Raw genomic sequence first — 17,837 nt, forward strand, 5'->3', positions numbered from 1 at the left:
TCGCGCCCGGAGACAACGGCCATATGGCTCGCCAGAGCGAGTTTCGAAACAGTTTCTGAGGGGATAGCCTGCTACTCGGCGGGAATCTGCGCCGGCCTGGCGGCAAGCCGGGTCAGCATGGCCTCGGCCTCGGCGCCACGCTCCGAACGCTCGATGAAGCCGCCGCCGAACACGCGGGCCTCGTTGCCGTCGTCGGAATAAAGCACGCAGGCTTGGCCCGGCGCGATGCCGGAATCGCCGTCGACCAGTTCCACCCATGTGGCGCCATTGCCGTGATGCAGCACGACGGGGCGCGGCGGGCGCGTCGAGCGAACCTTGGCGAACAGTTCCAGGCCGCCAGGGGGGACGTCTGTGAGCGGTCCGTCGCCCAGCCAGTTCATGTTGCGCAGATAGATCTTGTGCGTCTCCAGCGCCTCGCGCGGGCCAACCACGACGCGGGCGCGGTCGGCGTCGAGATGGACGACGTAAAGCGGCTCGCCGGAAGCGATGCCGATGCCGCGGCGCTGGCCGATCGTGTAGCGCAGGATGCCCTCATGGCGGCCGAGCACGCGGCCGTCGATGTGGACGATGTCGCCCGGATTGGCGGCGGTCGGCTTCAGCTTGGCGATGATGTCGGAATACTTGCCCTGCGGCACGAAGCAGATGTCCTGGCTGTCCTGCTTGGCGGCAACCGTCAACCCCATCTCTTCGGCAATGGCGCGAACCTGCGGCTTCGACAGGCCGCCAAGCGGAAAGCGCAGATAATCGATCTGTGCCTGCGTGGTGGCGAACAGGAAATAACTCTGGTCACGGTCGGCGTCGACCGGCCGGTAGAGCGCGCGGTGGGCGCCATTGGCACCGGAGCGGATGTAATGGCCGGTGGCCAGGGCGTCGGCGCCAAGCTCCTTGGCGGTGGCCAGGAGGTCGGCGAACTTCACCGTCTGATTGCAGGAAACACATGGGATCGGCGTCTCGCCGGCGACGTAGCTCTCGGCAAAGGGATCGATGACCGCCTTGCGGAAGCGCTCTTCGTAGTCGAGCACATAGTGAGGGATGCCCAGCGTCTCGGAAACCCGGCGGGCGTCGTCGATGTCCTGGCCGGCGCAGCACGAACCTGCCCGGTGCGTCGCCGCGCCGTGGTCGTAGAGCTGCAAGGTGACGCCGACGACATCATAACCCTCGCGCTTCAGCAGGCCAGCGACGACCGATGAATCGACACCGCCAGACATGGCGACGACGATGCGGGTGTTTTCGGGACGTCCGGGAAGATCGAGGCTGTTCATGGTTCTTTCGTTCTGCGCGGCGCTTGAATGCCAATGACGCGAATATAGGTCAAGCTTTGCGGCTACGCCAGCAGGGCCGATCGACAGGCGACGACCGTTCCGGTTAATGGGCGGATTTTTCGCGCACTGCCGCCGCTTCCAGGCGGATGTTTCAAATGCCGGCGAAAAGACTAACGCGGCGTTCATGATCCTTACCTAGTCATTAGGGTCTGCTTAGGCAATTTTTAAAGCTGTGGCGGTAACGTGGCGGGGATTGGGTCTTTGAGTTTTTTGTAGAGAGTACGATGACCGATCTGGTTAGACCGAGAGTCAAATATGTTATCGGGCCTGACGGCAGCCCACTTACGATTGCCGATCTGCCGCCGACGAATACACGTCGCTGGGTTATCCGGCGCAAGGCGGAAGTGGTTGCGGCAGTGCGCGGCGGGCTTTTGAGCCTGGACGAGGCATGCCAACGCTACAAACTCACCACCGAGGAATTCCTGTCCTGGCAGGCGTCGATCGACGAATATGGCCTTGCCGGGCTGCGCACGACGCGCATCCAGCAATACCGGCACTAGCAAGATTTGCTTCTGGAACGGCAATCGTGAATCAAGGGGCGGCGCGACCGTCCCTTTTTTCGCTCGCGGGCCGGTGAGCGCGGACCCCCTTCGATCGCCCACAACGCAAGCTCGCTCGCAGACCCGCGGGGGTGAGCCATGGGTCGCCCCTCCTTTCGGGTCTGCAGGGCGAGGAGAAGGTCGCGCTTCCCCGATCAGATATGAAAGAAATCTATTCCACAAATGAGCCGAGGAAGTCGTTGACCAAATCCTCGTTCGTCTTCGAAAAAAGACTTTCGATGGTTAGGTCCATCTCTTTCTGGGCAATAATCGCGTCGATATGTGCGGTTGGGAGAGGATTGCTGAATCGGCAACTCAGCACGTGTTGTGTCCTTTGAACCCGGTAGCAGCTCAGGAGTTCGGATTTGTCGTCACCAAATTGCAGGTAAAAGTGATCCGGACTGCCTGAAAAGCTGCCAATATACAACGCTGCTCCGCCCTCAGACAGGTCCAGCATGCGGAAATTGGCACTCAGTACCTCTCGCAGGCCATGTGACGGGAAGATGAGCCGAACAAGGAAGTTGACGTCCCTTCGAACCCATCTGCGCTTTTCCTCGATGCTCCCGGAATATACCACACGATTTGCCCCAAAACTTAAGAGTCCAAGTATTCCTTGTTACCAACTTCTGTAACATGGGTTAAAAGGCTTAAAGATCGATAGGAGGTTCCGTTCTAATTGGTTCTACCCAATGGATTCGCGAGCGCGCACCCGTTTCTCAACGTCGCCGATCTCGCATGTAACCGGTAACCGGGCCGAGGCGAGACGATCCAGCGTGCCGCACGAGGTTCGTCCGCGCCCACGCGCTGGAAATAGGGGCGCGACAAGCCGCGCCTTCGTTTTCGAAACGAGTCTTTTGGCGCTCAAACCGTCAGCGCAACCTTGCCGATCGGCTTGGTGGCGAGGAAGGCTTGAGCAGCCCCCGCCTGGTCGAGCGGGAAGCTCTTCGCCACATGGACAATGAGCTTTTTTGCATCGATCAACTTGCCGAGTTCCACCAGACCTTCACGGTCGGGCACGACGGACATGCGCTCGACCCGGATCCCTCGCGCCTTGGCCTGCGCCTTCGCGGCGTCACTGACATTGAGCAGTGAAACCAGCACGCCGCCGTCCTTGAGCACCTTCAGTGAGCGTTCGGCATGCTCGCCGCCCAGCGGCTCCAGCACCAGATCGATGTCGCGAACCTGGGCGGTGAAATCGCTTTTGGTGTAGTCGAGCACCTCGTCGGCGCCGATTTTGCGGACGAAATCGAGCTTTTGCGTGCTGGCGGTGGCGATGACATAGGCGCCGCGCGCCTTGGCGATCTGCACCGCCAGATGGCCGACGCCGCCGGCTCCCGCATGCACCAATACGCGCTGGCCCGACTTCAGCCCGCCATGCCGGACGAGGCCCTGCCAGGCGGTCAGGCCGGCCAATGGCAGGGCGCCTGCCTGGAGGTGGTCGGCGCCCGCCGGTTTCAGTGCGATTTCATCGGCAGGCACAGCCGCCAGTTCCGCATAGGCCGCCGCTTGCTTGGGAAAGCGCGGCATGCCGAACACCTCGTCGCCGATCTTGAAGCCGGTGATGCCTGCGCCGAGCGCCTCGACTGTCCCCGAGATGTCCCAGCCCAGGATGAAGGGTGGCTCGCCGAGCAGCTGATAGTGGCCGGCGCGAACGGAGCCATCAACCGGATTGATGCCGGCGGCCTTGACGCGGACCAGCACTTCGCCGGCCTTTGGTGTCGGGTCGGGCCGATCGGCAATGACAAGGACGTCGGGTCCGCCGACGGAATTCTGGATAACGGCACGCATTGGGACATCTCCTGCTTGATTTGTGCCACTATCATTTGGATAGTAATGGTCTCTTGTCCAGTATGTACCTTTCTGATATATACGCACCTTATGGATAGTGACGACGGCGCCCCTTTTGGCTATGACGCGTTCCGGCGGACATGTGCTTCGCACACCGTGCTGGAGATGCTGGCCAGCAAATGGGTCTATCTGGTGGTTTGCGCGCTGCGCAAAGGGCGGCTGCGCAATGGCGAGCTTGCCCGCAAGCTCGAAGGCATCACGCCGAAGATGTTGACGCAGACGTTGCGCGTGCTCGAGCGTGACGGACTGGTGCGGCGCGAGATTTTCCCTGTCATCCCGCCGCGTGTCGAATATGAATTGACCGAACTCGGCCAGAACCTAGCGGGACTGCTTACCCAGATCAGATCATGGGCGGAGCAGCATGCACCAGACATCAAGGATGCCCGTGCAAGGGCAATTGCCGATAGTGAAAGGGATTGGGCCGCCTAGGGCGGCTCTCGGTTTTCTTGGCGGCCTTCCGCAGGGCCAACCGAGATCATGCACTCACCGGGGTGGCAAGCGCTGATGTCGCGGACAGGCCGGCTTCAGCCGATCATGGCGCTGCGGCCGCCGATTTCGGCTTCGCGGATCTTGGTGTCACGCGATTCCAGCATTTCCGCCTTGGAAAGCTCCGCTTCAGCTTCGCCGAGTAATGATTCGGCAGTGCTTCGCTGCTGCGCGAGGTCGCTTTGCGAATTTCTGAGGTTGTCGCGGCGCAAACGCGCCGCCTTGGCGAAGGTCGGATAGGCGAAATGGTTGATGTCGGTGATGCCGGCCTTCTTTTCTTCGGCGGTGATCTGAAGCTCCAGCTCGACGGCCATGCGTTCGAACTCGGCGATCATCATGTCGAGCTGCAGCAGCTGCCGCCGCTTCTCATTCACCTGAAACTGTTTCAGCCGAACGAGGTTTTCACGTGACTTCATGATTCGTACTCCCGGAAACGCACACCCGCACTTATCGTCCAAACCACCTGGAAGAGCCCAGGCCGCACCCGTGTCCACCGGCTTTCCCCGAACTATGGGAAACAAAACCCTAAAGTTTTTTGCCGGCGGTAACCATTCGTTTACGGGCATTGTTAATCATACGGGTCAGGACTTAAGGCCGGGTAAAAATTCCGGCCGCCGATGCGGAAGCGATGTCGATGAGTCCCTGGAGTCGCTTAGTCCAGATTGTTGATGTGTTGCATTAGGAATTTGGTTCTGAGATTCGTTATTAGATTCAAGAGGGTGTAGAAAGAGGTTAAAAAATCTGGTACCGTCATGGACGGGAAATTAGGTTTTGTTAACCATTTGATGGCAGCCTCTGCACAAGGCAACCACTGCTCCGGGTCCGGACGGGTCGTGAAATGGTCCGGCAGCAGAAAAGGGGAATGAAATGCGTGTTCTGCTGATAGAAGATGACAGTGCAACCGCACAAAGCATCGAGCTGATGCTGAAATCGGAAAGTTTCAACGTCTACACGACCGATCTCGGTGAAGAGGGCGTCGATCTAGGCAAGCTCTACGATTACGACATCATCCTTCTCGATCTCAACCTGCCTGACATGTCGGGTTACGAGGTCTTGAGAACGCTTCGCCTTTCCAAGGTAAAGACGCCGATCCTCATCCTCTCCGGCATGGCCGGCATCGAGGACAAGGTGCGCGGCCTCGGCTTCGGCGCCGATGACTATATGACCAAGCCGTTCCACAAGGATGAGCTGGTTGCCCGCATTCATGCCATCGTGCGGCGCTCCAAGGGGCACGCCCAGTCGGTCATCACCACCGGCGACCTGGTGGTCAACCTCGATGCCAAGACCGTCGAAGTCGGCGGCCAGCGCGTGCATCTGACCGGCAAGGAATACCAGATGCTGGAGCTGCTCTCGCTGCGCAAGGGCACGACGCTGACCAAGGAAATGTTCCTCAACCATCTTTACGGTGGCATGGACGAGCCAGAGCTCAAGATCATCGACGTCTTCATCTGCAAGCTGCGCAAGAAGCTCGACGCGGCATCCGGCGGCCAGAATTACATCGAGACGGTCTGGGGGCGCGGCTATGTGCTGCGCGAACCGGAAGACATCCGCGTCAGCGCCTGAGCGATCGACACGTCCGAACTTTTTCAATAAAAAACCCGGCTTCGGCCGGGTTTTTTGCGTGCTAGGTCGGTAACTATCTCTCTTTACGCAATTCCGGACGGAAGACCGTCACGCGCTTTTCCTGGAATTGTTCAACGCCACCGAATCAGGTGCGATCCTCAAGGTGCGAAAACGCTCGAGCAGTTGTGGCCTGTTGAATGGCTTCAAGAGATAGCCCTGGGCGCCGGCGCGCTTGGCCCGCATGATCGAAGCGATATCAAGCTCGACCAGTGAGATCAGGATCTGCGGCCTTATCGGGCTCTCCATGGCGCGCACGCGACGGATGAGATCGACCGCGGGCACATCAGGCAAGGCGCCATCGACGACCATGATGTCAGGCATATCGGCGGCGCACATGTCCAGCGCGTCAAGTCCGCTGGCTGCCTCGATGACAATCATTTCGGAGCCGCCCAGGATGCGTTTTGCAACCTTCCTGATGACGCTTGAATCGTCGACAAACATGCAGCGTTTCATTTCCGGGTCCTCTTTGCCGTCTGGCAATCCGGTAGCGTCGGGGGCATCCAGACGCACCATAGGCCAATCTGGTAAAGAAGCCGAAAAGGCGTTAGGTAAAATTTTTACAAAGACCGTGGCTGTTTGCTTTTATTCGCGAATGCTTCAACGCTGCCCATGCGACCAAACGCATTTCATGCCGATGGGCCGGAATTACAGACTTCGATGTAAAAATACTTCGGCTTCTCGACTGCGCTATCAGGCAGCTGAAAGCACGATTTCTTCCGGCGTCGCGTGGATCGATATCGTCATGCCGGCTTCGCGCGCCAGAAGCAGCGTGTAATAGGGCTGCACGGAATGCGCGTCGATCGGTTCCTCCGGCTTGTGGCCGGAATGCAGTTCGAGGAATTTCGGCGGCACACGCAGCATCGGGCCAGCCGCCGCCAGCGCGAAACGCGGCTCGGTCTCGAGGTTTTCCAGTGTCACCGAAAGCTTGCCGCCGCGCGGAATGGCGGCGTTGGCGACGAGGATCAGGTTGAGCAGCAGCTTGACCTTGTTCTTGGGCAGCAGCGCGCGGGTCCCGTTCCAGATCAGTTCCGGCTTTTCGTTTTTGAGGAAGGCGATGGCGACCGCTTCGGCATCGCCGGTATCGATCAGCATGCCGGCCGAGCCGGCGGCGCCGAAGGCGATCCGGGCGAACTGCAGGCGAGCCGAAGCGTTGCGGGCGCTCTGACGGATCAGCTTCATGGCGTCTTCATCGGCGCCGCCTTCATCGAGCAGTTCGAGCCCGTTGTTGATCGCGCCGACCGGCGAGATGATGTCGTGGCAGACCCGGCTGCACAAAAGCGCTGCCAGATCGGGTGCGGAAAGGGTGAACAGATCGGCCATCGGCGAAAATCCCTGCAAAATCTCATAACTCATGGCCGAGCGATCGATCGTCGCCTGCCCACACGAATCACGCACTCTCTCCTCGGGCTTTCTGAATACACAGCACCCGTGCGTGCAGCAACAAATCCAAAATTGTGGATGTGGCAAATGGCGTGTTCACGCAGGCCGCCGACCCACTGAGCGACCCCAAACAGCCTTCGAACCGCCATGTTCATGTGAGAGCTTAATGGTTGAAAAAGGATTACGGCATAGTTTGCCCGTAACAGTTACCCTTAACGGCCGGCTAAAAGAGCCGTACGGGGTGCGAGGCGTCGGCGAAGGTGCTCCCTGACGGAGATTGGAAGCATGTTTTCCCGATACTACGACCGGAGCTTTCTCCGTGTCTTCTCAATGGCGGTCACGCTCCTGGGCGTTCTCGTCTTCTCGACTTCAGCCCTGCGGGCCCAGGAATATACCGCTCAGGAGATTGTCGATTCCGGGCACAAGTTCTTCGGCGCGACATCGGGCGGCCTCGCCACGGTCGTCGAGAAGATCTTTGCTTCCTACGGCCTGCCCAACGGCTATCTGCTGGGCGAAGAGGGCTCGGGCGCGCTGATCGGCGGCCTGACCTATGGCGAAGGCACGCTCTACACCAAGAATGCCGGCGATCACAAAGTGTTCTGGCAAGGCCCGTCGCTCGGCTGGGATTTTGGCGGCGAGGGGTCGCGGGTGATGATGCTGGTCTACAATCTCGACGATGTGGGCAGCCTCTACAACCGCTATGGCGGCGTCGCCGGTTCGGCCTATGTGGTGGCTGGCGTCGGCTTCAACGTGCTGAAGAACAACAATGTGCTTTTGGTGCCGATCCGCACCGGCGTCGGTGCCCGGCTCGGCGTCAATCTCGGCTATCTGAAGCTTACCGAGCGCGCCACCTGGAATCCGTTCTGAGCTGAAGGTCTTTGGCTTGTGCATGTCGTTCTCCCAAAACCGGGACCGCTTTTGGGCGACATGCATTAAACCCGGACCGTTGCGGCAAAGCCTTGCCGCAACGCTGGATTTCCGCCATGTCAACGTGGCACAGTCAAAAGCGCTCGACGCGGTTTTGGTTTTATCTTGTTGCATGTCGTTGTCCCAAAACCGGTTCCCACTTTTGGGCGACATGCATTGGTTTGATGGTTGCCGTCCACAACGGGTAGTCACTTGGTCCAGTCGGTCCTGTTCTTCGTCCTCGGCTTTCTCTGCGCTGGCTTTCTGGCGCTTATGGTGGCTCCGGCCATATGGCGTCGCGCCGTCGCCCTGACGCGCAGACGCATCGAAGGCTCGATCCCTCTGACGCAAACCGAGATCCAGGCGGACAAGGACCGCATCCGCGCCGAGTACGCCATGTCGACGCGCCGCCTCGAAATCAACGTCAAGGCGTTGCGCGAGAAGGCGGCCGAACAACTCGTCGAGATCAATCGCGGCCGCGAGGCCCTGAAGGGGCTGGCGGTCGAGCGCATGGACAAGAACCATGCGCTGACCGAACTCGGCGCCAAGAACGAAGCGCTGCGTCAGCGCGAGGGCGAGTTGCAGCAGCTTTCGGAGCGGCTCAAGGAAACCGAACGCAAGCTGGAAAAGCGCGCGCTCGAGCTGCAAAAGCTGGAGCACATGTATGATGACGCCAGTTTTTCCTCCAGCAGCCGGCAGATCGAACTCGTGGCGCGCGAATCTGAAATGCAGAAACTCGCCAGTGACATTGCGCTGCTGCGCGGGCAGCGCAAGGAAGCGGACAGGCGCGGCCAGGAAATCGCTGCCGAAAGCAAGGCCGCGCGCGACGCGCTGAAAGCCGAGAAGAAAAGGACCGCCGAACTCGACAAGAAGGTCGAACGGCTGCTGGCCACGCTTGCCGATCGCGAGGACAAGCTCGAGCGCCGCGAAAAGGAACTGGCACGCATGCGCGAAAAATCGAAAGCCGAGGACAGCGCACCGGCCTTGCGGCTGGTCGGCAAGGGCGGCGAAACGGCCAAGAGCGACGATCTCGACAAGGCAATCGCCAAGCTCGACAGCGACCGTGAGCGGCTCGAGGCGAGGCTGACGGCGCTGGCGCGCGAGAACAAGCGGCTGAAGGCGGATCTCACCGCGCTGGCTGCGTCCAATCCCACGGACGGCAGCTCCGCCTTGCGCGAGCAGATGAACGAACTGGCGGCGGAGGTCGTCCACCTGACGGCCAAGCTCGAGGGGCCTGGTTCGCCGATCGCCAAGGCGCTGACGGCACCTTCGGATGGACGCTCCGGCAACCGCAGTCTTGCCGACCGCGTGCGGGATTTGCAGAAGGCTGACGCGGCAGGCTGAAATCAGCTCTCTTTTGCCGAAAAATGATGCAGCGCGATGGCTGAGGCGGCTGCGACGTTCAGGCTGTCGAAACCTTCCGACATGGTGATCCGCACGCTGTGCAAGCTGGCAAGCAGGCTGTCCGGCAAGCCTTCGCCCTCGGTACCGAGATAGAGCGCCATGCGCTCACTCCGCCGCGCATCGCGGATGTCGGTCAGTCCGCGTGGCGACAGCGCGAATTGTTCGAAGTCCCGCCGGGCGAGCATTGTCGTGAAGCCGGCGGCGTCGGTGAACGATGCGAAAGGGATCTTGAGCGCGGCGCCGACGGAAACGCGGATCGCCTTGCGGTAGAGCGGATCGCAGCATGTCGCATCCAGCAGAACCGCGTCGGCGCCAAAGGCGGCGGCGTTGCGGAAGATCGAACCCATATTATCATGGTTGGCGATGCCGACGAGCACCACGACCAGCGCCCGGGCCGGCAAGGCATCGAGAAGAGCCTCGCCCGCCTGCGGCGCCCCCTTGCGTCCCATGGCCAGGATGCCGCGATGCATGTGAAATCCGGCGATTGCGTCCATCACCGCGCTGGTGGCGACATAGATCGGGAGATCGGCCGGTGCCTTGCGCAGGATATCCTCGAGGCCGGCCAGCCGGTTTTCCAGGACCAGCACCGATTCGGCGGCAAAGCGTCCGGTCGAGAGCAGCAGGTCGAGCACCACCTTGCCTTCGGCGACGAAGCGGCCTTGCCGGCCGGCTAGGTCACGCTCACGGATGTCGAGATAGGCAGCGACGCGCGGATCGTGCGGGTCGTCGATGCGAATGGGATCCATGCATTCCTCGCGGCCATCGCATCGGCCCAAAAATCCGGATCGATCCCCGTCGCTCACCTTTGATTCGGAAAACACGATGCGACAATTCGGGACGATCAGCTACCTCCGTGCGCCCGAATGGGCGCATGTCGCCCTGAAAACGACCAGCTATCTCTGTGCGCCCGAATGGGCGCATGTCACCCTGAAAACGACCAGCTATCTCTGTGCGCCCGAACGGGCGCATGTCGCCCTGAAAACGCCGGCGAGGTCAGCGGGCTGCAGCGTGGTCAGGTTCCGGCACGGCGCAAACGGTGCGCCATCTGGGACAGATCGTCCTTGCCGCTGCCGAAAATACCATCCAGCATGACAAGCAGTTCGCGCACGGCATCGGACTTGCAGGAATAGTAAATCATCTGCCGGTCGCGACGGGTGTCGACGAGGTCGAGCGCCCGCAACTTCGCCAGATGCTGGGAGAGGGCGGATTGGCTAAGCATCACCTTCTCGGCGATGGCGCCTACCGACATTTCACCCTCGGCGAGATAGCTCATGATCAACAGGCGCTTCTCATTGCCCATCAGCATGAGAAACTCTGCCGCCGCTTCGGCGTTGACGATTAGCTTTGTCGAGACCATCGATCCCCCATGCTTCTTGTTCATCCTGACGCCATGGGGGCAATGGCATCTGATTCCAAAAACTCACTCGTGAATCGACGTAGGCGATTCAACGTCACCAACAAAAGGTAGAGCATTTCATTTAAATCTCAAGTGTTGCTTTTGATCAAACATAATTAAGTCCGGTCCCGGCGTCGATCGAGGCCCTTCCGACCCTGGCCATTTCGACCAGAACGTGTCGCAACTCGCGCGCTGCTGCCAAGGGTTGTGGAAAAAAGACCCGGCAAACATCGTCGCCCGAGACCAGATCCATACCATCGGCATCGAATCCGGCAACACTCCAGCCATTGCCAGACACTTTCGTGAAATGCTTTGCATAAACGGCGATCGCGTCGAGATGGTCGGCGTTCATGTGGTCGATGGCGGATTGTTCGCTCGCCGCCAGTTCCTCGACGATCGATCCGCTGGTGAGCAAATCCGATTGATCGAGCTGATAGGCCTTGCCGAAGCCGCCGTTGAGGCTGGCGCGTTGCGGCTCGAGGCGAAAGATCGAAAAGTCGCCGAGACCGGCGTAGAGTTTCGCCTTGGGATTGCGGTTGAGATAACGGCGCTCGGCGCGGGCGTGTTCGCTTGATCCGCGCTCAAACCGTGCCGCCTGGCAGACCAGTGTCAGGCGCGGGTGCGCCAGCGGGTCACCCTTGCCGGGTTCGCCAAGCAACAGGGAGCAGCGCGGATCGGCAAGCAGGGCGCCGGTGTGCGCCGAGAGCATCGACACCAGGATCAGCGGCGCGCCATCGATGTCGGTGGCCACGCCGACCCTGCTGGCCAGCGGCCAGCCGGTTTGCGGTTCGATCACCGCCAGCGCGCCAAAGCGGGCGCTGCGCAGAAGCGTCTTGCCCAGCCGGATCGCTTCGGCGTCTGTCTCGCGGATCACGTCCTTCTTCGGCTCGTCCAAGGCAGCACCGCAGTAAGTTGATCTTTCTTCTCTAGTTATCGGTCAGCAAACCGGATTTGACAAGGTCGTCGATCTCGCCTTTCGCAAGGCCGAAACGTGCCAGCATTGTCGCTGGCGACAAATCCTCATCGCCGGGCATGGTGGCCAGTGTCGGCTGCGAGCTCGAGAAACGCGGCGTCGGGGCAGGGCGCTCGAGTGGACCCGCCGTCACAAAGGCGTTGCGCGCCCGATTGTGTGGGTGCTGCTTCGCCTCTTGCAGTGACAGGACGGGGGCAACGCAGGCATCGGTTTGCGCAAACAGCAGGTCCCAGTCGTCGCGCGATTTCTGCCGGACCCGATCGGCAATGGCCGCGCGCATCGGCGGCCACAATGCCTTGTCGTACTGGCCGGATACAAAACGCTCGTCGAGCGGCAGCAGTCTGGCGAATTCGGCGAAAAATTGCGGCTCGAGGCAGCCGATGGCGATGTGCCCGCCATCCGCCGTCTCATAGGTGTCGTAGAAGGGAGCGCCGGAATCGAGCAGGTTTGTGCCGCGCTTTTCGCTCCACAACCCCGCGGCCATCAAGGCGTGCAGGGGTACCGCCAGCATCGAAGCGCCTTCGACCATCGCCGCGTCGATGACCTCCCCCTTGCCGGTGCGCGAGCGTTGGAACAGGGCGGCCAGCACGCCGGCAATCAGCATCATGGCGCCACCGCCATAGTCGGCGGCAAGGTTGAGCGGCGGGACCGGGCGATCGTCGGCGTGGCCAATTGCGTGCAGCACGCCGCAATAGGCGAGGTAGGTGATGTCGTGGCCGGCGCGGCCGGCAAGCGGGCCGTCCTGGCCGAAACCGGTCATGCGGCCGTAGATCAGCGCCGGGTTGCGCGCCAGCACCGCTTCCGGGCCGAGGCCAAGCCGTTCCATGGCACCGGGACGAAACCCTTCGAGCAACATATCCGCCTTTTCGGCCAGGCGCAGCAGCAGATCGGTGCCTTCCCGGCGCTTCAGGTCGAGGCGCAGGAGGGCGCGGCCGTGGCGGTCGATGTTGTACTCATCCGGCAGCGACAGGAGTTGGCTTTTCCCCGCCTGTTCGATGCGCAGCACTTCGGCGCCCATCTCCGACAGCATCAGGCCGGCCAGCGGCACGGGGCCGAGCCCGGCCATCTCGATCACCTTCAGTCCGGCAAGCGGACCGGTCTTCCCGGCAGCGGGCAGGCCGGTGCCCATGACCTTCTATTTCGGCGCCATGCGGATGGCGCCGTCGAGACGAATGGTCTCGCCGTTCAGCATCTGGTTCTCGATGATGTGCAGGGCGAGAGCGGCATATTCGGATGGCTCGCCCAGGCGCGACGGGAAGGGCACGGCAGCGCCCAGCGAATCCTGCACTTCTTGCGGCATGCCGGCCATCATAGGCGTCTTGAAGATGCCGGGCGCGATGGTGCAGACACGGATGCCGGAACGGGCAAGGTCGCGCGCTACCGGCAGCGTCATGCCGACGACGCCGCCCTTGGACGCCGCATAGGCGGCCTGTCCGATCTGGCCATCATAGGCGGCAACCGAAGCGGTGTTGACGATGACGCCGCGCTCGCCACCTTGCAGCGGCTCGAGCTTCGACGCGCGCTCGGCGACGAGGCGGATCATGTTGAACGTGCCGATCAGATTGACCTCGATCACCTTGCGGTACTGATCGAGCGGATGGGGACCATCCTTGCCGATCGTCTTCACGCCAATGGCAATGCCGGCGCAATTGACCAGGATACGCGGTTCGCCAAGCTTGGCGGCGACGTCGGCGAATGCAGCGGTTCCACTGTCGGCGCTGCTGACGTCGCATTGGACGGCAATGCCGCCGATCTCGGCCGCGACCTTGGCCGCGCGATCAATACCGACGTCGAAGATGGCGACGCGGGCGCCCTTGGCGGCCAGCGCGCGCGCCGTTGCTTCGCCAAGACCGGAGCCGCCGCCGGTGACGATCGCGATCTGGCCGTTCGGGTTCATGGCGTCATCCTTTGATCTCAGGAACAGTGGGACGGATCAGGCGCCAGATCGACGGGAAAGGTCAAGCCATCGCCGCGATAGGATCGGCCACCCTGGCCTGATCGGCGTGGCAGACCTCGCCCGAGAGCTTGGCGACCGCGCCCGGCGCGATCTCGTGTGACAGCAGCCGGTCGAGATCGACGGGGCGCGGCATCGAAATCTGGCCGCGCGGAATCCGTTTGAAACCGAGCGGACCGTAATAGGGTTCGTCGCCGACGAGCATGACCGCCGGGGCGCCGGCCTTGGCGGCCGCATCCAACGCGATCGCCACCAGTCGGCGGCCGATGCCGAGATTCTTGAAGGCCGGCCGAACCGCAAGCGGCCCGAGCATCAGCGCGCGACCGGCGCCGGCGGCGATGCGGGTCATGCGCACCGAGGCGACGACAAGGTCGCCGTCGACGGCGACAAAGGACAGCGAACGTTCGTGCCCTCCGGCTTCGCGGATCTTGTAGGCGGCCAGCACAAAGCGGCCGGGCCCGAAGGCTTCGTCGTTGATGGCTTCGATCTGGAGGTCATGGGCCGGGGTTTCCGGCAGGTATTTCACGTCGGCAAGGCTCATGGTCTTTGCGTTCCGGTAAGGAGGAAAGGTTTGCTGCAAACGGCAGCATTCGCCAGTCAGCGCTTCATCAAGCGCGGGCGCCCTTTCGTCGTCGGTCAAACCGGATCATAGCAAAGTCGAACATGCGATTGTCCGCTAGCATCAATTTCCCGCCGCTGCAATCGGCCGTTCTTGTCCATCGTTTCTGCCAAGTGACGGTCTGTTCAGCACCTGACGTCTTCGACAGGGCAAGCTTGCGCCTACATGAACCAGCAAGACACAAGGAGATTTGCATGGGATTGCTGGTTGAAGGCAGGTGGCAGGATCGCTGGTATGATACGGCCGACAATGGCGGCAGGTTCGTGCGAACGCACTCGCAATGGCGCGACTGGATCACCATTGACGGGGCGCCGGCCGAAGGCCGGACGCGCGGCTTCAAGGCCGAGCCCGGGCGCTATCATCTCTATGTCTCGCTTGCCTGTCCGTGGGCGCACCGGACGTTGATCTTTCGCGCGCTGAAGAAGCTGGAAGGCGTCATATCGGTGTCGGTGGTGCATCATTTCATGGGTGCCAACGGCTGGACGTTTTTGGCTGAGGACGGCGCTACCGGCGATACGCTTTACGGCCTCGACTTCCTGCACCAGATCTATGCCAAGGCCGATCCCGCCTATTCGGGCCGGGTGACGGTGCCGGTGCTGTGGGACAAAAAGGAGCAGACCATCGTCTCCAACGAGTCTTCCGAGATCATCCGCATGCTGAATTCAGCCTTCGACGAATGGGGTGACGCCAGCCTCGACTTCTATCCCGAGGACCTGCGCCGCGAGATCGACCGCATCAATGCGCTGGTCTATCCCGCGGTCAACAACGGCGTCTACCGCGCCGGCTTCGCCACCACGCAACGCGCCTATGAAGAGGCGTTCGGCGAATTGTTCGCGGCGCTGGATACGCTGGAGGAGCGGCTGTCAAAGCAGCGCTATCTCGTCGGCGGCCGTATCACCGAGGCCGACTGGCGGCTGTTCACCACGCTGGTGCGCTTCGACCCGGTCTATGTCGGCCATTTCAAATGCAATCTGCGCCGCATCGCCGACTATCCGAACCTGTCGAACTATCTGCGCGATCTCTATCAGGTGCCTGGCGTGGCCGGGACCGTGAACCTGCATCACATCAAGGCGCATTACTACGGCAGCCACGAAACGATCAATCCGACGCGGATCGTGCCTGTCGGACCGGAACTGGATTACGGCGCACGGCATGACCGGGCGCGGTTCGAGAAAGCGGCGGCCTGATCTACCAGTAGGGCGAGGGCCGCTCGCCGCCAAAAATCTCGGCGATCCGGCGCAGCGTCGCCGGCGTCGTTTTCTCGGGCAAGCGGTCGAGCGGGAAGAAGCCGGCTTCGGCGATCTCGTGGTCCGGCAGCTTCGGCGCCGTCTGGCTGAACTGCTCGATGAGATAGAAACCAACATGGTCGCGCCGGCTGGAACGGCGGTTGAAATGCATCGACTTCAGCACCGGCGGGGCGGTCAACGCGATGTTGCCTTCCTCGGCCAGTTCGCGTTCCAGCGCCTCGGCCAGCGTCTCGCCGACTTCGACGCCGCCGCCGGGAAGCTGCCAGCCCGGCACATAAGTATGCCGAATGAGGAAGACGGAATTGGACGCCGTGTCGTGGATCAGGCCGCGAACGCCAAGTGTCATCGGCCGCCGCAGCACGAAATAGAGATGGAACAGCCTGGCCCTGAGTCCAGCCCAGCCGGTCTGGCGGAAGGCATCTTCAGGCTTCGCCATCAGTTGCGAAACCGTGGCTGGAAAGGAAACCTTGTGTGGAAAGCCGCGCGCCCGTCGCCTATGAAGGAGAAATGTTCAGGCTCGCGCATATTTCCGATGTCCATCTGGGGCCGCTCCCCGATGTATCCTATCGCGATCTCGCCTCCAAGCGCGTGCTCGGCTACGTCAACTGGCAGCGCAACCGCCGCCGCTATATGCATGACGCCGTCATCGACACGATCGTCGCCGACATCAAGGCGAACACGCCTGACCACCTCGCCGTCACCGGCGACCTGGTCAATCTGGCGCTCGACGGCGAAATCGAGATGGCCAAGCACTGGCTGGAGACGCTGGGACCGCCGCAGGATGTTTCGGTCGTTCCGGGCAACCACGACGCCTATGTGCCTGGCGCCTTCGACAAGGTCTGCCGATCCTGGGCGGCGTGGATGAGCGGCGACGGCGTCAACACGCCGGTCGACCGTAACGCCTTCCCCTATCTGCGCGTGCGCGGCAATGTCGCGCTGATCGGCGTCTCGACGGCACGCGCCACGGCACCCTTCATGGCCAATGGTTTCTTCATGGAGGGCCAGGCGGAGCGGCTCGGCAAAATCCTCGGGGATACCGCCGGACAGGGACTGTTCCGTGCCATCATGATCCACCATCCGCCAGTGCGCGGCGCGGTCCCCCAGCACAAGCGGCTGTTCGGCATCGCCCGCTTTCACAAGATCATTCGCCGCCATGGCGCCGAACTTGTGCTGCACGGCCATTCGCATCTGCCGTCGCTGTTCTTCATCGGCGGTCGAGGCGTCAGGATCCCGGCGGTCGGCGTCGCTGCCGCCGGCCAGGCGCCGGGCGGCAAGCACCCGGCGGCGCAGTACAATCTGTTCGACATCGACGGTGAAAAGGGAAATTGGCTGATACGGCTGACACGGCGCGGCCTGACCGGGCCGTCCATACCGCCATCCGATCTGCAGACGCTGGAGCTTGGCGCCGAGGCTGGAGCCGCTATGGCCGCAAGTTGACAACCATAGCCACGATGCGGTCCCAGAACAGGACGACCGACACCAGAAGGCCGACCAGTGCGCCGGCAGCGACCAGGCCAAGCCCGGACAGAAAGGCCGACCAGCGCTTGCTGCGCGTCGTCGCGCGCAGCGGCGGTTCGGCTTCCGGGACATCGGCGCGTTTCATGCCGGCGATAGCCGGTTCGACCCCGCCTTCCATCATCCTCTGACGCTCAACGATGCGCTCGGCGACATAGCGCGTCACGGAATCGGCAACCGGCTTCATCTCGGTGGATTCGGCAAGTACCACCCGGCCGATACGGGTGTCCTTGAGGAAGCGATAGGTGCGGCGGTCGCGTCCCATCGCGACATGACTGACGGCGTCGATCCACAGGCGCGGCTGCAAGCCGGACGAGACGACGAAGTCGAAATTGTCCATGTCGGCGGGAACATCGGCAAAAACCGGCGCCAGCTCGACGGCAAGCATATCGAGGCGCATGCGATGCGCCTCGCGCATATCGACGACGACGTCGTCGCGGTCGGCGAAGGCATTTTTCACATCACGGATGGCATCGGACAGTTTCTTCGACTGGTCGATGGTCTTCTCGCCTGCTTCCTTCATCGGCGTTGCCTCGCGGGTTTGGTTAACATGGGGTTAACACAGCCGCCGGCAAAATGCACTGTCGAGATGGATGGGATCGAGGCTCAGGAAAGTGTTGTGCGC

At 61.8% G+C, this 17,837-nt stretch carries 21 protein-coding genes; 7 read left to right on the forward strand and 14 right to left on the reverse strand.

Translation table 11 applies throughout. The annotated features are described in order from the left end of the window. Nucleotides 1-71: 71 nt before the first annotated feature. On the reverse strand, nucleotides 72-1,262 hold the full coding sequence (mnmA, locus tag ACZ89F_RS02355) for a tRNA 2-thiouridine(34) synthase MnmA (RefSeq protein WP_476090233.1): 1,191 nt from the start codon (nucleotides 1,260-1,262) through the stop codon (nucleotides 72-74). Nucleotides 1,263-1,546: 284 nt separating this feature from the next. Here mnmA and sciP point away from each other — a divergent pair, with 284 nt between their 5' ends. After that, nucleotides 1,547-1,822, forward strand: a complete 276-nt coding sequence (gene sciP / locus ACZ89F_RS02360) for a CtrA inhibitor SciP (protein ID WP_013529904.1) — start codon at nucleotides 1,547-1,549, stop codon at nucleotides 1,820-1,822. Between the two features lie 211 nt (nucleotides 1,823-2,033). Here sciP and ACZ89F_RS02365 read toward each other — a convergent pair whose 3' ends face one another. After that, entirely contained in the window at nucleotides 2,034-2,318 is a 285-nt protein-coding gene (locus ACZ89F_RS02365) for a hypothetical protein (protein ID WP_476090234.1), read from the reverse strand. Nucleotides 2,319-2,722: 404 nt separating this feature from the next. After that, nucleotides 2,723-3,649 (reverse strand): NADP-dependent oxidoreductase, encoded by a 927-nt coding sequence (locus ACZ89F_RS02370; protein ID WP_476090235.1) that lies wholly within the window; start codon nucleotides 3,647-3,649, stop codon nucleotides 2,723-2,725. Between the two features lie 90 nt (nucleotides 3,650-3,739). Here ACZ89F_RS02370 and ACZ89F_RS02375 point away from each other — a divergent pair, with 90 nt between their 5' ends. Beyond that, nucleotides 3,740-4,138 (forward strand): winged helix-turn-helix transcriptional regulator, encoded by a 399-nt coding sequence (locus ACZ89F_RS02375; protein ID WP_476090236.1) that lies wholly within the window; start codon nucleotides 3,740-3,742, stop codon nucleotides 4,136-4,138. Nucleotides 4,139-4,233: 95 nt separating this feature from the next. Here the strand turns inward: ACZ89F_RS02375 and ACZ89F_RS02380 are convergent, their stop codons facing one another. Then, nucleotides 4,234-4,611, reverse strand: a complete 378-nt coding sequence (locus tag ACZ89F_RS02380) for a flagellar export protein FliJ (protein WP_109659601.1) — start codon at nucleotides 4,609-4,611, stop codon at nucleotides 4,234-4,236. Between the two features lie 451 nt (nucleotides 4,612-5,062). Between ACZ89F_RS02380 and ctrA the strand changes: the two genes are divergently transcribed. After that, nucleotides 5,063-5,758, forward strand: a complete 696-nt coding sequence (gene ctrA / locus ACZ89F_RS02385) for a response regulator transcription factor CtrA (protein ID WP_006203583.1) — start codon at nucleotides 5,063-5,065, stop codon at nucleotides 5,756-5,758. Between the two features lie 108 nt (nucleotides 5,759-5,866). Here ctrA and ACZ89F_RS02390 read toward each other — a convergent pair whose 3' ends face one another. Next, the gene (locus tag ACZ89F_RS02390; RefSeq protein WP_476090237.1) at nucleotides 5,867-6,271 is read right to left on the reverse strand and encodes a response regulator; all 405 of its coding nucleotides are present in this window, start codon (nucleotides 6,269-6,271) and stop codon (nucleotides 5,867-5,869) included. Between the two features lie 237 nt (nucleotides 6,272-6,508). After that, entirely contained in the window at nucleotides 6,509-7,138 is a 630-nt protein-coding gene (gene chpT / locus ACZ89F_RS02395; RefSeq protein WP_056595897.1) for a histidine phosphotransferase ChpT, read from the reverse strand. Nucleotides 7,139-7,528: 390 nt separating this feature from the next. On the opposite strand from chpT, the gene ACZ89F_RS02400 reads away from it, so the two are divergent. Both ACZ89F_RS02400 and ACZ89F_RS02405 read left to right on the forward strand, forming a co-directional pair. Then, the gene (locus ACZ89F_RS02400; RefSeq protein WP_476097198.1) at nucleotides 7,529-8,065 is read left to right on the forward strand and encodes a DUF1134 domain-containing protein; all 537 of its coding nucleotides are present in this window, start codon (nucleotides 7,529-7,531) and stop codon (nucleotides 8,063-8,065) included. Between the two features lie 252 nt (nucleotides 8,066-8,317). Further along, nucleotides 8,318-9,448 (forward strand): coiled-coil domain-containing protein, encoded by a 1,131-nt coding sequence (locus ACZ89F_RS02405; RefSeq protein ID WP_476090238.1) that lies wholly within the window; start codon nucleotides 8,318-8,320, stop codon nucleotides 9,446-9,448. A 2-nt stretch (nucleotides 9,449-9,450) separates the two neighbouring features. Here ACZ89F_RS02405 and ACZ89F_RS02410 read toward each other — a convergent pair whose 3' ends face one another. The 6 genes from ACZ89F_RS02410 to ACZ89F_RS02435 all read right to left on the reverse strand — a co-directional run bounded on the left by ACZ89F_RS02410 (nucleotide 9,451) and on the right by ACZ89F_RS02435 (nucleotide 14,372). Further along, nucleotides 9,451-10,254, reverse strand: a complete 804-nt coding sequence (locus tag ACZ89F_RS02410) for a TrmH family RNA methyltransferase (RefSeq protein ID WP_476090239.1) — start codon at nucleotides 10,252-10,254, stop codon at nucleotides 9,451-9,453. A 266-nt stretch (nucleotides 10,255-10,520) separates the two neighbouring features. Beyond that, on the reverse strand, nucleotides 10,521-10,865 hold the full coding sequence (locus ACZ89F_RS02415; RefSeq protein ID WP_476097199.1) for an ArsR/SmtB family transcription factor: 345 nt from the start codon (nucleotides 10,863-10,865) through the stop codon (nucleotides 10,521-10,523). A gap of 145 nt (nucleotides 10,866-11,010) precedes the next feature. Beyond that, complete coding sequence (locus ACZ89F_RS02420) at nucleotides 11,011-11,799, reverse strand: HugZ family pyridoxamine 5'-phosphate oxidase (protein ID WP_476090240.1); 789 nt, start codon at nucleotides 11,797-11,799, stop codon at nucleotides 11,011-11,013. Nucleotides 11,800-11,830: 31 nt separating this feature from the next. After that, entirely contained in the window at nucleotides 11,831-13,006 is a 1,176-nt protein-coding gene (locus tag ACZ89F_RS02425; RefSeq protein WP_476090241.1) for a CaiB/BaiF CoA transferase family protein, read from the reverse strand. Between the two features lie 6 nt (nucleotides 13,007-13,012). After that, nucleotides 13,013-13,774 carry a 3-hydroxyacyl-CoA dehydrogenase gene (locus tag ACZ89F_RS02430; protein ID WP_136616845.1) on the reverse strand — a complete coding sequence of 254 codons (762 nt, stop codon included), beginning with the start codon at nucleotides 13,772-13,774 and terminating at the stop codon, nucleotides 13,013-13,015. A gap of 61 nt (nucleotides 13,775-13,835) precedes the next feature. Continuing rightward, the gene (locus ACZ89F_RS02435) at nucleotides 13,836-14,372 is read right to left on the reverse strand and encodes a GNAT family N-acetyltransferase (protein ID WP_476090242.1); all 537 of its coding nucleotides are present in this window, start codon (nucleotides 14,370-14,372) and stop codon (nucleotides 13,836-13,838) included. A 272-nt stretch (nucleotides 14,373-14,644) separates the two neighbouring features. On the opposite strand from ACZ89F_RS02435, the gene ACZ89F_RS02440 reads away from it, so the two are divergent. Next, nucleotides 14,645-15,637 carry a glutathione S-transferase family protein gene (locus tag ACZ89F_RS02440; protein WP_476090243.1) on the forward strand — a complete coding sequence of 331 codons (993 nt, stop codon included), beginning with the start codon at nucleotides 14,645-14,647 and terminating at the stop codon, nucleotides 15,635-15,637. A gap of 1 nt (nucleotide 15,638) precedes the next feature. On the opposite strand, the gene ACZ89F_RS02445 is transcribed toward ACZ89F_RS02440, so the two are convergent. Further along, nucleotides 15,639-16,133: an NUDIX domain-containing protein gene (locus ACZ89F_RS02445; protein ID WP_476090244.1), complete on the reverse strand. Its 495-nt coding sequence runs from the start codon at nucleotides 16,131-16,133 to the stop codon at nucleotides 15,639-15,641. A gap of 71 nt (nucleotides 16,134-16,204) precedes the next feature. Here ACZ89F_RS02445 and ACZ89F_RS02450 point away from each other — a divergent pair, with 71 nt between their 5' ends. Continuing rightward, complete coding sequence (locus ACZ89F_RS02450) at nucleotides 16,205-17,134, forward strand: metallophosphoesterase family protein (protein ID WP_476097200.1); 930 nt, start codon at nucleotides 16,205-16,207, stop codon at nucleotides 17,132-17,134. Here ACZ89F_RS02450 and ACZ89F_RS02455 read toward each other — a convergent pair. Further along, nucleotides 17,118-17,735 (reverse strand): hypothetical protein, encoded by a 618-nt coding sequence (locus ACZ89F_RS02455; protein ID WP_476090245.1) that lies wholly within the window; start codon nucleotides 17,733-17,735, stop codon nucleotides 17,118-17,120. The two genes, ACZ89F_RS02450 and ACZ89F_RS02455, sit on opposite strands and share 17 nt — an antisense overlap. Between the last annotated feature and the right edge of the window lie 102 nt (nucleotides 17,736-17,837).

Source organism: Mesorhizobium sp. USDA 3734 (assembly GCF_056279665.1).

Bases quoted from the DNA above. Each gene is read 5' to 3' on its own strand.
- mnmA (WP_476090233.1), bottom strand. From the start codon at position 1,262: ATGAACAGCCTCGATCTTCCCGGACGTCCCGAAAACACCCGCATCGTC.
- sciP (WP_013529904.1), top strand. From the start codon at position 1,547: ATGACCGATCTGGTTAGACCGAGAGTCAAATATGTTATCGGGCCTGAC.
- ACZ89F_RS02365 (WP_476090234.1), bottom strand. From the start codon at position 2,318: ATGCTGGACCTGTCTGAGGGCGGAGCAGCGTTGTATATTGGCAGCTTT.
- ACZ89F_RS02370 (WP_476090235.1), bottom strand. From the start codon at position 3,649: ATGCGTGCCGTTATCCAGAATTCCGTCGGCGGACCCGACGTCCTTGTC.
- ACZ89F_RS02375 (WP_476090236.1), top strand. From the start codon at position 3,740: ATGGATAGTGACGACGGCGCCCCTTTTGGCTATGACGCGTTCCGGCGG.
- ACZ89F_RS02380 (WP_109659601.1), bottom strand. From the start codon at position 4,611: ATGAAGTCACGTGAAAACCTCGTTCGGCTGAAACAGTTTCAGGTGAAT.
- ctrA (WP_006203583.1), top strand. From the start codon at position 5,063: ATGCGTGTTCTGCTGATAGAAGATGACAGTGCAACCGCACAAAGCATC.
- ACZ89F_RS02390 (WP_476090237.1), bottom strand. From the start codon at position 6,271: ATGAAACGCTGCATGTTTGTCGACGATTCAAGCGTCATCAGGAAGGTT.
- chpT (WP_056595897.1), bottom strand. From the start codon at position 7,138: ATGGCCGATCTGTTCACCCTTTCCGCACCCGATCTGGCAGCGCTTTTG.
- ACZ89F_RS02400 (WP_476097198.1), top strand. From the start codon at position 7,529: ATGGCGGTCACGCTCCTGGGCGTTCTCGTCTTCTCGACTTCAGCCCTG.
- ACZ89F_RS02410 (WP_476090239.1), bottom strand. From the start codon at position 10,254: ATGGATCCCATTCGCATCGACGACCCGCACGATCCGCGCGTCGCTGCC.
- ACZ89F_RS02415 (WP_476097199.1), bottom strand. From the start codon at position 10,865: ATGGTCTCGACAAAGCTAATCGTCAACGCCGAAGCGGCGGCAGAGTTT.
- ACZ89F_RS02425 (WP_476090241.1), bottom strand. From the start codon at position 13,006: ATGGGCACCGGCCTGCCCGCTGCCGGGAAGACCGGTCCGCTTGCCGGA.
- ACZ89F_RS02430 (WP_136616845.1), bottom strand. From the start codon at position 13,774: ATGAACCCGAACGGCCAGATCGCGATCGTCACCGGCGGCGGCTCCGGT.
- ACZ89F_RS02435 (WP_476090242.1), bottom strand. From the start codon at position 14,372: ATGAGCCTTGCCGACGTGAAATACCTGCCGGAAACCCCGGCCCATGAC.
- ACZ89F_RS02440 (WP_476090243.1), top strand. From the start codon at position 14,645: ATGGGATTGCTGGTTGAAGGCAGGTGGCAGGATCGCTGGTATGATACG.
- ACZ89F_RS02445 (WP_476090244.1), bottom strand. From the start codon at position 16,133: ATGGCGAAGCCTGAAGATGCCTTCCGCCAGACCGGCTGGGCTGGACTC.
- ACZ89F_RS02450 (WP_476097200.1), top strand. From the start codon at position 16,205: ATGTTCAGGCTCGCGCATATTTCCGATGTCCATCTGGGGCCGCTCCCC.
- ACZ89F_RS02455 (WP_476090245.1), bottom strand. From the start codon at position 17,735: ATGAAGGAAGCAGGCGAGAAGACCATCGACCAGTCGAAGAAACTGTCC.